A 14,039-nucleotide genomic window follows, 5' to 3' on the forward strand; every position below is an offset into this window, starting at 1 on the left:
TGGACCACCATGTCGCCGGGCTGACGTCTGGCGAAGGTGGTTCAGGCGGTCCAGAGGGACTGCTTCAGGTGCAGGCGCAGCGAAAGAAGTCGCGACGTCGGTAACGGTGGGGCTGAGGCGATGGCCGAGCACATCACGGAAAAAGGGGCGCTGCCCCTTTTTTTGCGCCTGGCCGATGCTCGCCAGGGCCCGACCGCATCGCACCGCGTCCTACTGACGACGAGCGGGTTCGGACGAATTTGACCGCGCTCGACGGCACCCTGCCGCGCTTCACCGTGGCTGCCACTTCTGCTGTCGCTGTCGCTGCGTGGGTTCGACGGCGACGGGGGACATCTCGCCGCATGCCATGGTGCTGCCCACGCCAAAAAGAGAGTGACGCACTACAGCCTTTCGCCCTACATTGCGGCGGATGGACTCCTCGCGCCCGTCCCAGCCGCTGTCGCCGGGCACCGGTGCGCGCCTGGCCCGCGCCGCCACGGCGGCGGACGCATTGCCCTGGTGGCGCCGCATCACCGTCCCTTTCGAGGTGCTCATCGCCTCGGTCGTGGTGCTGGCCATGCTGCTGCTCACGGCGCTGCTGGTGTATCAGGTGGGCACCAGCGCGCGGCAGGCCATGATCGATGCGTCCGACGAGAACGCGCAGCACATCAGCCAGTTGATCAGCGAGCGGGTGCACCGCATCGTGGACCCTGCGGACGCCACCATCCGCCTGCTGGCTTTCGACCCCATCGCTGCGGCCGCCAGTTTGCCCGCACGCCTGCTGCGCCTGCCGGTGCTGGCCAGCCTGCTGGAGCAGAACAAGCTCTTGTCCGCCGTGTTCATCGGCTACCCCGACGGGCAGTTTCTGCTGCTGCGCCCCATCCGCAATGCGGCCCTGCGCGCACGGCTGGAGGCCCCTGCCGAGGCCGCGTACCTGCTGCAGTCGATGGCGCGGGAGCGCGGCGGTGCCAGCACCGTGGGCCGCTGGAGCTACTACGACGCGAAGCTGCGCCTGATCGATTCGGCCGTGCGGCCCGAGTACCGGTACGACCCGCGAAGCCGGCCCTGGTATGCCGACGCGGCGCTGCAGAAGGCGCAGGTGCTCACGGCCCCCTATGTGTTCTTCACCACCCAGGAGGTGGGCGTGACCCTGAGCCAGCCCACCGACGATGGGCGGGCGGTGCTCGGTCTGGACGTGGCCCTGACCGACCTGGGTACCGAGATCGGCAGCCTGCGCCTGATGCCGCGCACCGAAATCGCCGTGGTGGACCCCGATTTGCGCGTGCTGGCCTACCCCGACATGGCCCGCGTGCTGGTGCGCAGCGAAGACGCTGGCTCGCCCCGGCTGGAGCTGCGCACGCTCAGCGCGCTGGGCGTGCCCAGCCTGCAGGCCATCCAGGCGATGGGGCTCAAGGCCGGGCCGTCGCACCGCTTCATGGCCGACGGCGAGGAGTGGCTGGCCAAGGTGCTGCCACTCACCTCGCCCCGCTGGCAGGGCCTGCAGGTCCTGATGGCGATCCCGACCCGGGAATTGCTCTCGGGCGTGAACGACAACCTGCGCCGCCAGGTCTGGCTGTCGCTGGGCTTGATCGCGCTCATGTTGCCGCTGGGATGGCTGGCTGGGCGCAGGGTGGGGCGCAGCCTGTCGGGCTTGGCCATTCAGGCCCAGGCGCTGGCAAGGTTCGACTTTCGCCGGGCGGCGGTGCGCCGGTCGCCCGTGCGCGAGGTGCGGGCGCTGGGCCAGGTGATGGACCGCATGTCGGAGACCATTCAGGAGTTTCTGGACATTACCCACCACATCAGCGCTGAGTCGCGGCTGGACCTGATGCTGTCGAGCGTGCTGTTCGAGCTGGTGCGCGCCACCAGCTGCACCGCCGGGGCCGTGTACCTGGTGGAGCCGCAGCGCGCCGGGTTGCTGCGCACGGCCCGCTATTGCGAAGACCCGGACCACCAGTCGCGCTACCCGGACCACCTGCCGATGGGCCACTTCATCAACCATGGCGAGCCGCAGCCCGGCGATGAGCACGAAGACGACGATGCTGAGACCGCCAGCCACCACCGTGTGCTGCGGGTGCAGCTGCGCACGCGCGACGGGCAGCCGCTGGGCCTGCTGGTGCTGCGCTACCGGGTGACGCAGGGGCGTGAAGAGGGGCAAGAAGAGGACGTGCATTTTCGGGCGTTTGTCGAGAAGCTCTCGGGCACGCTGTCGGTGGCCATCGAGACGCGCAGCCTGATCGAGGGGCAAAAGAAGCTGTTCGACGCCGTCATCCGCCTGATGGCCGATGCCATCGATGCCAAGAGCCCCTACACCGGCGGCCACTGCGACCGGGTGCCGCAGCTGGCCGAGTCGCTGATGCAGCGCCTGTGCGATGCGACCGAGGGGCCGTTTGCCCCTGTGGCGATGACCGATGCCGAGCGGTATGAATTCCGCCTGGGAGCCTGGCTGCACGACTGCGGCAAAGTCACGAGCCCCGAGCACATCATCGACAAGGCCACCAAGCTCGAAACCCTGCACAACCGCATCCACGAGGTGCGCATGCGCTTCGAGGTGCTGTGGCGCGATGCAGAGCTGGATTACTGGAAGCAACAGGTGGCGGGCGTGGACCCGGTGCGACTGCAGCGCGAGCTCTTGCAGCGGCGCGACCGGCTGCAGGAGGAGTTTGCGTTTGTGGCCCGGTGCAACGTGGGTGGCGAGTTCATGGACGACGCCGATGTGCATCGCCTGGCAGCCATTGCGCGGCAGGTGTGGCAGCGCCATTTCGACGACCGGCTGGGCCTGTCGAAGGCCGAGGCGGCGCGCCTGGCCAAGGTGCCGGTGCGGCCCCTGCCGGCGAACGAGCCCTTGCTGGCCGACCGGCCGGAGCACATCGTGCCCTGGGGTGACAGGCGTCCGCCGGTCGAGGCGGGCAACCCGGCCAACCGCTGGGGCTTTGACATGACGCTGCCCGCGCAGCAGGCGCACCTGGGCGAGCTGCACAACCTGTCCATCCGGCGCGGCACGCTCACGGCGGAAGACCGTTTCAGGATCAACGACCACATCGTGCAGACCATCGTGATGCTCAGCGGCCTGCCGTTTCCGCCGCACCTGGCGCGCGTGCCCAGCATTGCCGGGTCGCACCATGAAAAGCTCGACGGCACCGGCTACCCCCGCCGTTTGACATCGGCCGACCTCACGCTGGCCGACCGCGTGATGACGCTGGCCGACATCTTCGAGGCCCTGACCGCCGCCGACAGGCCCTACAAGCCGCCCAAGACGCTGTCCGAGTCGCTCAAGATCATGGCCCAGATGGTGCGCGAGCGGCACATCGATCCGGAGGTGTTCCGCTTCTTCCTGCAAAGCGGCGTGTGGCGCGACTATGCGCTGCAGTTCCTGCCCGAGGCGCAGCGCGATGCAGTGGATGTGGAGGCGATCCTCGCGTCGCTGGAGTGAGTGTGGCAAACCGAGCCGGGCGCTGCGGGTGGTGCAGCCCGGTTACGGGCTTGCATCCCTTCAACCAGCCCCAGCGGTCAAAACAGCTCGACGTCGTCGTTGGCCACCTTGGCCGCGAGCTGTCCGCTGGACACCAGGTCGTCGTAGAAGCACACCTGGTTGCGGCCGTGTTCCTTGGCGTAGTAGAGCGCCTGGTCCGCCTGGCCCAGAATCTCGACCGGCGAGCCCTGCGAAGTGCTCACGAACCCCAGGCTCACCGTCACGGTGCCTACCTGCGGGAAGTTGTACTCCTGCACCGCCATGCGAAAGCGGTTGAACACGCGGTGCGCCGTGCTGAGCGTGGTGGAGCGCAGCAGCACCACGAACTCCTCGCCGCCGAAGCGGAAGATGCGGTCGTGGCTGCGGAACGAGCTGCGCAGGATGTTGGCGATCAGGATCAGCACCTCGTCGCCGTACAGGTGGCCGAAGCGGTCGTTGACCTGCTTGAAGTGGTCGATGTCCACCACCGCCAGCCATTGCTGCACGGGTTCACTGGGCAGCGGGCCGTCTTCCGGGGCAAACGATTCGCTGATGGCCGCTGCGTTGCTGCTGGCCAGTGCGCTGGCATGGCGGGAGAACTGCTCGTCGAAGGTCTTGCGGTTGAACAGGCCGGTCAGCGCGTCGCGCTCGCTGTAGTCCAGCAGGCTCTGGTAGTTCTGGTAGACCTGGAACACGCCCTTGAGCACATCGAGCTTGTGGGCCGAGAACGGGCGGGACTGGGTGATCTCAAGGCACGTGCTGACCTTGTCCTGCATCCACACCGGCAGCCACAGCACGTACCGGCCCCGGCGGGGCGATGCCAGTGCGCTGTCGCCGTGGCTGGCCACGCATTCGCGCAGGGCGGGGTACTGGTCGAGGGCTTCGCGCCGGGGGTCGGCGGCGGCTTCCGAGTCGGTGGACACCAGGTTGCCGTTGTCGACCCAGGTGCGGGGCCGCACGTGCGGCACGCCGGCGTGGGTGAAAAGCTCCAGGGCCCTCACCTCGACGATGCTGCTGAGCTTTTGCAACGTGGACAACACCGACACTTCCAACCGCAAGTGATCGCGGTGGCCGGTCATCTCAACCAGATTCTGGAGAATGGGCTTCATCGGGGATGTACGTTGGGCCAGCGAGGACACGTTGTCAATGGCGTCTGTTGAACACAACATCCCACACACCGTGCCCGAGACGCAATCCGCGGTTCTCGAACTTGGTGAGGGGGCGGTAGTCGGGCTGTGGGGCAAAGCCTTCGGCAGTGTTTTGCAGCAGCGCTTCGGCACTGAGCACCTGCAGCATCTGCTCGGCATAGGGCTGCCAGTCGGTGGCGCAATGCAGGTAGCCGCCGGGCTTGAGGCGCGCGGCCAGCTTGGCCACCAGCGGCGGCTGGATCAGGCGCCGCTTGTTGTGCTTGGTCTTGTGCCAGGGGTCCGGAAAGAAGATGTGCACGCCGTCGAGGCTGCCTTCGGGCAGCATGTGGTCGATGACTTCGACCGCGTCGTGCTGCAGGATGCGGATGTTGGTCAGCTCCTGCTCGCCGATGCGCTTGAGCAACGCGCCCACGCCAGGCTCGTGCACTTCGCAGCACAGGAAGTTGTCGCCAGGCCGCACCCGGGCGATGTGGGCCGTGGCCTCGCCCATGCCGAAGCCGATCTCCAGCACCAGGGGGGCGCTGCGGCCGAAGGTGGCGGTGGCGTCGATGGGGGCTGCGGTATAGGGCAGCACGAAGCGCGGGCCGAGATCTTCAAAGGCCTTGGCCTGGCCGGTGGTCGTGCGGCCGGCGCGGCGCACGAAGCTCTTGATGGTCTTGGGGTGGGTCACACCGGCGGGAATGCCTCCGGTGGCGGCGGGGGCAACCGCAGCATCGGCGGCTGCGTCGGCGGGGGCTAAGGCGTTGTTCTGTTCAATCACGGTGCGCCATTGTAGTTTCGTCGCCACGCTGAAACCCACGCTTGTAACGCGTCTGAAATGCAACCAGTGTTTGCATCGGCCACGGGGGGCAGTTTCAGTACCCCGGCGGCCTGCGCCAGCGCGCGCAGCGGGTGGTCCAGGTCCAGCGCCTGCGCGCCGTTTTGCTTGGACAGTTTTTCGCCGTTCTCGCCACACACCAGGGCCGTGTGCAGGTAGCGGGGCGTGGCGGCGCCCAGGGCCTGCTGCAGCAGTATCTGGCGCGGGGTGTTGTCGGCCAGGTCTTCGCCACGCACGATGTCGGTGATGCCTTGCGCGGCATCGTCGACCACCACGGCCAGCTGGTAGGCCCACAGGCCGTCGGCGCGGCGCAGCACGAAGTCGCCCACGGTGTCGGCGACGTTCTGCTGCTGGGGCCCCAGGCGGCGGTCTTGCCAGTGCAACACGTTGGTTGCTATTGAATTGGTAGCTGCTTGCGCTTGCCTATCCAGCGGTAGAGGCCTTTTTTGCTCTAAATCGTGCGCATTGAACCGCCACGAACGCGCTGTGCGGCCGCCCAGGCCATGGCGGCAGGTGCCGGGGTAGGGCAGCGCGGCGTGGCGCTCGCGCGCATGGCCCAGGGCCGCCTGGGTGTCTTCGATGTCCTTGCGGGAGCAGGCGCAGGGGTAGGCGTCGCCTTGGGCGATCAGCTGGTCCAATGCCTTCTGGAAGAGATCGCCGCGCGCAGACTGCCACACCGGCGGTGCGTCGGGCACCAGGCCGCAGGACGCCAACTGCTGCAGGATGAAGGTGTCGGCGCCGGGGATGCAGCGGGGGGTGTCCACATCTTCGATGCGCACCAGCCACTGCCCACCGTGCGCCCGTGCGTCCAGCCAGCTGGCCAGCGCCGCCACCAGCGAGCCCGCATGCAGCGGGCCGGTGGGCGACGGCGCAAAGCGGCCGATATAGCCGCCGATGTTGCGGCCGACATGGCCGCCGAGGTGCAGCCCCCCCGGGGGCGGGCCAGCCGTCATGCCACGGCGAGTGCCAGCTCCAGGCCCGACACGAAGGCGTCTTCCACGCGGTGCCCCAGGCACCAGTCGCCGCAGGCACCCAGGCCCATGCCGGAGTCCCACAGATGGGTCTTGCCCAGGGGGTGGGTGGTCTGGGCATAGCGCCAGCGGCGCGTGTCCGCATGCGCAGGCTGCGCGCGGATGCCGGTCACTTCGGAAAAGGCCTTGAGGAGCTTGGCCTGCACGCGGGCTTCGTCGTCTTCCAGGTGTTCGGCCGACCAGGCGGGGCTGGCCTGCACCGTCCAGCGCTCCACCACGTTGCGGCCGGGCTTGGAGGATTCGCGGGCCAGCCAGGCGATGCGGTGGTGGGTGCTGCGTGCGGCGTTCCACTGCGGGCCGAGCGTCGTGAGGCCCGGTCGCACGGCCTGCGGGTAGGCCAGCATCAGCGTCCAGCAGGGGGCGATGGCGACGGTGGACAGCGGGTCGGACAGGGGCGTGTCGATGGCGGAGCTGGCCAGCAGGGCCTGCGCGGGCACGGCCGGCTGGGCCAGCAGCACGGCGTCGAAACCGGCATAGACGTGCTGCGTACCACCGGCGCCTTCGGTGCGCAACTGCCAGCCGGAAGGGTTGACGGCGTCGCGCTCGATGCGCGAAACGCGGGTGTCGGTGATCAGCTGGCCCGCCAGGCGCAGCGGCTCGGCCCAGGTGGCCACCAGAGACTGCATGCCGGGGCTGGCCACCCAGTGCGCCTCGCGGTGCGGCAGACCGACGGCGGCCACGCGGCCTGCGGCGTCAAGCACCTGCACGGAGTTGGCGCTCCAGCGCTTGCACACGCCGGGCACGGTGTCGATGGCGCGCGCAAAGCGCGGGTCGCGCACGGTGAAGTACTGCGCGCCCGCGTCAAAGTTGCCGAAGGGGCTGTCGATGGTGGCGGTACGGCCCCCGGCGCGGGAAGATTTCTCGAATACCGTCACGCGGTGGCCGGCCTGCACCAGGGTGCGTGCGCAGGCGATGCCGGCCATGCCCGCGCCGATGATGGCGAAATGGCGCTGGGGTTTGCCGGATGCGGTGGTGGGGGCTGCAGGGGCTGCCTGCGGGGTGGAAGCGGGGGCGCTGGTGCGTCGGAGCCGTTTGGCGGGGAGGGGATCAGGTTTGCTCATGGAAGGCCTTTCGGTGACGGTCGACAGGTGAAATGCAATGCAAAACCAACAGGACAAAACCAACAGGAACCACTCTACACGCGGCGCTGCCCGCCTGGCGCCTGATCGGGGTCAGAAGTGATGGTGGTTTTCCAGCAGGGCGCGGCGGGTGGCGGCGCTTTGCAGCTGGGTCAGCCACCACTGCAGCGCGCGGCCCGGCGCGGTGAAGCCGGGGCCGCCCCAGGCGTAGTGCACGCGCACGTTGCGTTCGGGGCGCGCCACCTGGCGGGCGACCAGGCGGCCGGCCTCCACGTACGGGCGCACCATGGGCTCGGGCAGAAACCCGCCGCCCAGGCCGCGCAGTTGCACGCGCACCTTGGCCTGCATGGTGTCCACGGTGAGCACGTCCTGCCCGCCCAGCAGGCCCATGGTGGCGCCGCCGCGCGTGGCCGAGTCGGCCACGGCCACGGCGCGGTGCTGCAGCAAGGTGGCGTCGGTGATCGGTTCGGGCACAGCGGCCAGCGGGTGGTGCGGCGCCACGACGTAGATGAAGAGCACGTCGCCCAGCGGTGCCTGCTGCAGGCCCGCGATGCTGGCGCCGGACACCGACACCCCGATGGCCAGGTCCGCGCGGCCCGATGTCAGTGCCTCCAGCGTGCCGGTCATGATGCCGTCGCGCAGCTTCAGGCGCGTGGGCGGGGCCATGGCGTAGAACGCATCCACCAGCTCCAGCATGGTGTGGGGCGAGATGATGCCGTCGACCGAGATGGTGAGCTGCGGCTCCCAGCCCGTGGCCACGCGGCGCACGCGGTGGGCCACCGCGTCGATGTCCTGCAGCAGCCGCGCACCTTCGCGCAAAAGCTCCACGCCCGCCTCGGTGGGCTTGGCCTGGCGTGCGCTGCGGTCAAAGAGCAGCACATCCAGCGCATCCTCGATCTGCCGCACCCGGTAGGTGAGGGCGCTGGGCACCAGCCCCAGCTGCCGCGCCGCCGCGGCAAAGCTGCCGGCCTCGGCGATCACCTGCAGCATGGCGAGCGCATCGGGGGTGAGAACATCGCGTGCGTTTTGCATGGTTGCCCCATGGTAATTCAATTTTTTTGAATATTGCCATCAATCCGGCAGCGCCTGCCACGGCGCACGCCGCCCTACAGTGAGGGCTTGAAAGGGGCACGCACCATGCTGACTGTTCGCAAATCCCAGGACCGCGGCCATGCCGACCATGGCTGGCTCCAGTCGTTCCACAGCTTTTCGTTCGCGGGCTACTACGACCCCGAGCACATGGGCTTTGGCAACCTGCGCGTGATCAACGAAGACCGCATTGCCGCCGGCACGGGCTTCGGCACGCACGGCCACCGCGACATGGAGATCATCAGCTACGTGCTGTCGGGCGAGCTGGCCCACAAGGACAGCATGGGCAACATCGTGGGCATACCGCCCGGCGACGTGCAGTTGATGAGCGCGGGCTCGGGCGTGACGCACAGCGAGTTCAACCATGCCGAAGGCCAGAGCACGCACTTCCTGCAGATCTGGATCGAGCCCAACGTGCGCGGCATTGCGCCGAGCTATGCCCAAAAGAGCTTTGCAGAGTCCGGCAAGCGCGGCGCGCTGCGGCTGGTGGCGTCGCCCGATGGCGCGCAGGACTCCGTGCGCATCCATGCCGACGCTGCGGTGTACGCGGGCTTGCTCGACGCGCAAGAGGCCGTCACACTGGCGCTGAACCCCGCACGCAAGACCTATGTGCACCTGATCCGCGGTGCGCTCAAGGTCAACGGACAACCCCTGTCGGGCGGCGATGCCGCGCTGATGGAAAACGAAACCGCCTTGTCGTTGACCCATGGCCACGACGCCGAGGTGCTGGTGTTTGACCTGGCCGCCTGAAGCTTCGCCCACCCGGTGTTCGCACCGTTCTTTTTCTTTTCATCCACACCATCCACCTGAGGAGTCCACCATGCTCGCCAACCTGCAAAACCCCTTCGCCCTGGCGTCCCGCTTCCTGCTGGCGGCACTGTTCCTGCCTGCGGGCATCAGCAAGATCACCGGCTTTGCCGGCACGGTCGGCTACATCACGTCCGTGGGCCTGCCCATGCCGACGGTGGCGGCCGCCGTGGCCGCCGCGGTCGAGGTGCTGGGCAGCCTGGCGCTGATCTTCGGCTTCGGCACGCGCTTTGCGGCCCTGGCGCTGGCGGTGTTCACCCTGGTGGCGAGCTTCTTCTTCCACGCCTACTGGAGCCTGCCGGCCGACAAGCAAATGATGCAGCAGCTCATGTTCTTCAAGAACGTGGCGGTGAGCGGTGGCCTGCTGGCCCTGGTGGCCTTTGGCGCCGGTGGCTGGAGCCTGGACGCACGCCGCGGCGAACGCTGATGCGAAGCAACCCCCTTGCCTTGGCCGCGCGCAGTCGGCGCGGCTGCGGTGAAGGGAGCGCTGAGGCGGGGTGAGCGAAGGTATCGTGCTTCGCTCGGCCCTTTCGCCGGCCTGACGGGCTGGCATTTCCTTTCGTTTTCAAACCCCTTTGAGGAGTTTCTCCATGGCACAGATCGCAGTTGTTTACCACTCTGGCTACGGCCACACCCAGCGCCTGGCCCAGGCCGTGGCGGACGGCGCAGGCGCCGAGCTCATCGCCATCGATGCCGATGGCAACCTGCCCGAAGGCGGCTGGGAGACGCTGGCCGCTGCCAGCGCCATCATCTTCGGCACGCCCACCTACATGGCCGGCCCGAGCTGGCAGTTCAAGAAGTTTGCCGACGCATCGTCCAAGCCCTGGTTCGGCCAGGCCTGGAAGGACAAGCTGTTTGCCGGCTTCACCAACAGTGCCAGCATGAACGGCGACAAGCAGATCACGCTGGACTACCTGTACCACCTGGCCATGCAGCACGGCGGCCTGTGGGTGGGCAACGGCATGATGCCGGCCAACTCCAAGGCCGCGACGCGCGACGACGTGAACTGGATGGGCTCCTTCAGCGGCGCGATGTCGCAGTCGCCCTCCGATGCGTCGGCCGCCGAGATGTTCCCGGGCGACCTGGAAACCGGCCGTCAGTTCGGCCAGCGCGTGGCCGCCGCGGCGCAGCGCTGGGCGCGCTGAGCCCGCACCGCGAAGGCACTGAACCTGCGCCGGATGGCGCTACAGTGCCAGCGACCTGAAAAACTACCAAGGCGCACAAGGAACCTATGGCAATCGAACTGCAGCGCATTCCCGGCGCGCCCATGGCCCAGGCCGTTCACATCCGCAGCCACGAGTTCGTGGCGGATGCCAGCGTGGAAGAGGGCGGGGCCGATGGCGGCCCCAGCCCGCACGACCTGTACGACGCGGCACTGGGTGCGTGCAAGGCGCTCACCGTGCTGTGGTACGCGCGGCGCAAGGGCCTGCCGGTGGAAGACGTGAAGACCGTGATCGAGCGCGACGCCTCGGCCGAGCGCGCGGGCACCTACCGCCTGACCGCACGCCTGCAGATCAGCGGCGACCTGACCGACGCACAGATCGCCGAGCTGGAAACCGTGGCGCACAAGTGCCCGGTGCACAAGCTCATGACCACGGTCACCACCGAGATCGACACCACGGTGGAGCGCATGGCATGAGCGCCGTGCCCCGCCGCCTGACACCCACCCGCACCGCAGTGCGCTGCACGGAGATGTACCCATGAGTGATGCCATCCTGCAACTGAAGGGCCAGGCCAAGGACCTGGGCGGCGGCTTCACCGTGCGCCGCTTGCTGCCGGCGGTGCAACGCCAGGCGGTCGGGCCGTTCTTGTTCTTCGACCACTTCGGCCCCGTGACCGTGGTGCCGGGCGACAGCCACGACGTGCGCCCCCACCCGCACATCGGGCTGGCGACGGTCACGTACCTGTTCTCGGGCGCGATCATGCACCGCGACAGCCTGGGCTATGTGCAGCAGATCGAGCCGGGCGCCATCAACTGGATGACCGCCGGCCGCGGCATCGTGCATTCCGAGCGCCGCCCCGAAAGCCTGGTGGACAAGACCTATGTGAACCACGGCATCCAGCTGTGGACCGCGCTGCCCGTGGCGCACGAAGAAGCCGAGCCATCGTTCGTGCACACGCCGTCGGCAGACATCCCGGAAGTGCGGGTGGGCGATGCGACGGTGCGCGTGCTGATCGGCAGCGCATTCGGCCAGGCGTCGCCCGTGGCGACGTATTCGCCCACGGTGTACCTGGACGTGCAATTGCCCGCCGGGGCCACGCTGGAGATACCCGCGCTGGCGCAGGAGATGGCGGTGTACACCGTGGACAGCCCGGTGCAGCTCAACGGCGAGGCCGTGGGTGCCCAGCGGCTCGCGGTGATGGATGCAGGCCAGGCCATGCATCTGTCCGCGCCCGGCGAGGCGGCCGCGCGCCTCATGGTGATCGGCGGCGACGCGCTGGAGGCCCCGCGCCACATGTGGTGGAACTTCGTCTCCAGCCGCAAGGAGCGCATCGTGCAGGCGGCAGCCGACTGGGAGGCCCAGAGCATGGGCCAGGTACCGGGCGACGTGGAGTGGATTCCGCTGCCCGAGCGCCGCTTCAAGCCCTGACAGGGCGCGGCGCGGGCGGGTGCCGGGAACCACAGGCACCCGGCATCCGTCGGCGGGCATCCGGTCAAAACAACCCCTGCCGCCCGCTGGCAGGGCGCTGGGTGCTCATTTTTCAATAGCAGTCTTGTTTGACCGGTGGTGGTGCTGCCCACGGCACCCGCCGAACTGTGACCGCTTCAGGCTGTGCCGGTGGCTGGTGGCCGTGCCGTGGACGCTGCGGCAGCGTCACTGGCACCTGTGCCTGCTGCCTTGCTGGCGATATCGCGCACAGGGGTGGTCGCATCGGCCGACAGGTCACTGGTCAGCACCGCCCGTTCATCGAACACGAAGCAGCCGCCGTGGTAGTGCGCGCCATCGGTGAGCTCGAAGTACTTGAGGATGCCGCCTTCGAGCTGGTAGACGTGCGGCAGGCCTTCCTCGTGCATGAGGATGGCGGCCTTTTCGCAGCGGATGCCGCCGGTGCAAAAGCTCACCACGGTCTTGTCCCGCAAGTCGTCCTTGTGCGCCCGCAGGGCCGGGGGGAACTCGGTGAACTTGTCGATGCGCCAGTCGATGGCGTTGTCGAAGGTGCCCTGGTCCACCTCGAAGGCGTTGCGCGTGTCCAGCGTCACCACTTCGCGGCCCGCGTCATCGTGCCCCTGGTCCAGCCAGCGGCGCAGCGTGGCGGGGTCCACCGACGGCGCGCGGCCCGCGGCGGGCTGGATGGTCGGGTGGTCCATGCGGATGATCTCGCGCTTGACCTTGACCAGCATCTTGCGAAACGGCACCGCCGCAGACCAGCTCTCCTTGGGGTCCAGGTCGGCAAAGCGCGCATCGGTGCGCAGCGCATCGACAAAGCCGCGCACGGCGTCGGCAGGCCCCGCCAGAAAGAAGTTGATGCCTTCTTCTGCCAGCAGGATGGTGCCTTTGAGTCCGGCCGCGGTGGCGCGGGCGTGCAGCAGGTCGCGCAGCGCTGCCGCATCGGGCAGGGGCACGAACTTGTAGCAGGAGATGTTGAGGATGGTGTCGGTGGAGTTCACGGCAAATGGGGCATTGCAGCGGCGCTGAAGGGGAGGGCCTGTCGTACTGCGAAACGTATGACTGTGCGGCGGCCTGGGCGGCGGTGATACGGCGGCGGCCTGTATGCCCAGGCACCGCATAACCGCACGGTGCTTCGGCGTCAGCCCACCTGCAGGTTCAGGCCCGCGGCGCCGTCAGGTCACGGGCGTCAGCAGGGCGCCTTCGATCTTGTTGGCCAGCTGGGCAATCGCCAGGGCGGCCGGGCAACCGGGGGTTTGCAGCAGCAGCAACTGGCGGCGCATCACGGCATCGCGCACGGACGGGTCGGCGGGGATGTCGCCCATGTGGATGAGCCGCATCGGGCGGCCCGACTCGGTGCTCACGAAGCGGTCCAGCACCTGCTGCAGCTGGCTGGCAATGGCGCGGCCATCACCGGCGCGCGCTGCCTGGTTGATGACCATGCGCACGTGCTGGCGCTTTTGCTGCATGGCCAGCACCTTGATGGCGGCGTAGGCGTCGGTCAGCGAGGTGGGCTCGGGCGTGGCCACGACCAGCACCTCGGAGGCAAGCGAAATCGAGAACAGTACCACGTCGGAAATGCCGGCACCGGTGTCCAGCAGCACCACGTCGTACTGCGGGGTCAGCGCCTGGATGACGCTCAGGAACTGGCCGCGCACCTCCGGCGTCAGGCGCGAATATTCCACCATGCCGGAGCCGGCCAGCAGCACATTGAAGCCGCCGGGCGCCTGTATGACGGCCTGGTCGAGCGTGGCCTTGCCGGTGAAGACATCGTGCAGCGTGATCTTGGGGTGCAGGTTCAGCACCACGTCCAGGTTGGCCAGCCCGAGGTCGGCGTCGAGCACCAGCACACGGTGGCCGCGCCGGGTGAGGGCGGCGGCCAGGTTGGCCGATACGAAGGTCTTGCCCACGCCGCCCTTGCCGCTGGTGATGGCGATGATGCGGGCGCCGCCGGGCGTCTGGGCCTGGGGCATGGCGTGGCCGGCAGGGGCTGCCGGCGATGGGGGTTGGGGGGACAGCGCGTCGCTCATCT

General features: G+C 68.4%; 13 protein-coding genes. 6 read left to right on the forward strand and 7 right to left on the reverse strand.

The genetic code is table 11. The features are described 5' to 3' along the window. The first annotated feature begins 409 nt into the window (after positions 1 to 409). A complete protein-coding gene (locus ASG27_RS22675) occupies positions 410 to 3,409 on the forward strand; it encodes an HD domain-containing phosphohydrolase (protein ID WP_082486118.1) in 3,000 nt (999 codons plus the stop codon). A gap of 77 nt (positions 3,410 to 3,486) precedes the next feature. Here the strand turns inward: ASG27_RS22675 and ASG27_RS22680 are convergent, their stop codons facing one another. The 5 genes from ASG27_RS22680 to ASG27_RS22700 all read right to left on the reverse strand — a co-directional run bounded on the left by ASG27_RS22680 (position 3,487) and on the right by ASG27_RS22700 (position 8,534). After that, positions 3,487 to 4,536 carry a GGDEF domain-containing protein gene (locus ASG27_RS22680; RefSeq protein WP_056421453.1) on the reverse strand — a complete coding sequence of 350 codons (1,050 nt, stop codon included), beginning with the start codon at positions 4,534 to 4,536 and terminating at the stop codon, positions 3,487 to 3,489. 34 nt (positions 4,537 to 4,570) lie between these two features. Then, a complete protein-coding gene (gene trmB, locus ASG27_RS22685; RefSeq protein ID WP_056421452.1) occupies positions 4,571 to 5,335 on the reverse strand; it encodes a tRNA (guanosine(46)-N7)-methyltransferase TrmB in 765 nt (254 codons plus the stop codon). After that, positions 5,332 to 6,345 carry a tRNA glutamyl-Q(34) synthetase GluQRS gene (gluQRS, locus tag ASG27_RS22690; RefSeq protein WP_056421451.1) on the reverse strand — a complete coding sequence of 338 codons (1,014 nt, stop codon included), beginning with the start codon at positions 6,343 to 6,345 and terminating at the stop codon, positions 5,332 to 5,334. Before gluQRS ends, trmB begins: the two co-directional genes overlap by 4 nt. Next, on the reverse strand, positions 6,342 to 7,484 hold the full coding sequence (locus tag ASG27_RS22695) for an NAD(P)/FAD-dependent oxidoreductase (RefSeq protein ID WP_156370916.1): 1,143 nt from the start codon (positions 7,482 to 7,484) through the stop codon (positions 6,342 to 6,344). The genes gluQRS and ASG27_RS22695 overlap by 4 nt, the downstream gene beginning before the upstream one ends. Positions 7,485 to 7,595: 111 nt before the next feature. Then, entirely contained in the window at positions 7,596 to 8,534 is a 939-nt protein-coding gene (locus ASG27_RS22700; protein ID WP_056421450.1) for a LysR family transcriptional regulator, read from the reverse strand. A 105-nt stretch (positions 8,535 to 8,639) separates the two neighbouring features. Here ASG27_RS22700 and ASG27_RS22705 point away from each other — a divergent pair, with 105 nt between their 5' ends. From ASG27_RS22705 to ASG27_RS22725, 5 genes are all read left to right on the forward strand, one after another. Next, complete coding sequence (locus ASG27_RS22705; protein ID WP_056421449.1) at positions 8,640 to 9,341, forward strand: pirin family protein; 702 nt, start codon at positions 8,640 to 8,642, stop codon at positions 9,339 to 9,341. A gap of 70 nt (positions 9,342 to 9,411) precedes the next feature. Next, the gene (locus tag ASG27_RS22710) at positions 9,412 to 9,825 is read left to right on the forward strand and encodes a DoxX family protein (RefSeq protein ID WP_056421448.1); all 414 of its coding nucleotides are present in this window, start codon (positions 9,412 to 9,414) and stop codon (positions 9,823 to 9,825) included. 163 nt (positions 9,826 to 9,988) lie between these two features. After that, positions 9,989 to 10,543, forward strand: a complete 555-nt coding sequence (locus ASG27_RS22715; protein ID WP_056421447.1) for a flavodoxin family protein — start codon at positions 9,989 to 9,991, stop codon at positions 10,541 to 10,543. 86 nt (positions 10,544 to 10,629) lie between these two features. Next, a complete protein-coding gene (locus tag ASG27_RS22720) occupies positions 10,630 to 11,037 on the forward strand; it encodes an OsmC family protein (protein WP_056421446.1) in 408 nt (135 codons plus the stop codon). 61 nt (positions 11,038 to 11,098) lie between these two features. Further along, positions 11,099 to 11,989: a pirin family protein gene (locus ASG27_RS22725; RefSeq protein WP_056421445.1), complete on the forward strand. Its 891-nt coding sequence runs from the start codon at positions 11,099 to 11,101 to the stop codon at positions 11,987 to 11,989. Between the two features lie 176 nt (positions 11,990 to 12,165). Here ASG27_RS22725 and ASG27_RS22730 read toward each other — a convergent pair whose 3' ends face one another. Both ASG27_RS22730 and ASG27_RS22735 read right to left on the reverse strand, forming a co-directional pair. Further along, positions 12,166 to 13,008 (reverse strand): sulfurtransferase, encoded by an 843-nt coding sequence (locus tag ASG27_RS22730; RefSeq protein WP_235504143.1) that lies wholly within the window; start codon positions 13,006 to 13,008, stop codon positions 12,166 to 12,168. Positions 13,009 to 13,182: 174 nt separating this feature from the next. Then, positions 13,183 to 14,037, reverse strand: coding sequence for a MinD/ParA family protein (locus ASG27_RS22735; RefSeq protein ID WP_056421444.1), 855 nt, complete (start codon positions 14,035 to 14,037; stop codon positions 13,183 to 13,185). Positions 14,038 to 14,039: the final 2 nt, after the last annotated feature.

The organism is Acidovorax sp. Leaf191, from assembly GCF_001424425.1.
GTDB lineage: Bacteria > Pseudomonadota > Gammaproteobacteria > Burkholderiales > Burkholderiaceae_C > Acidovorax.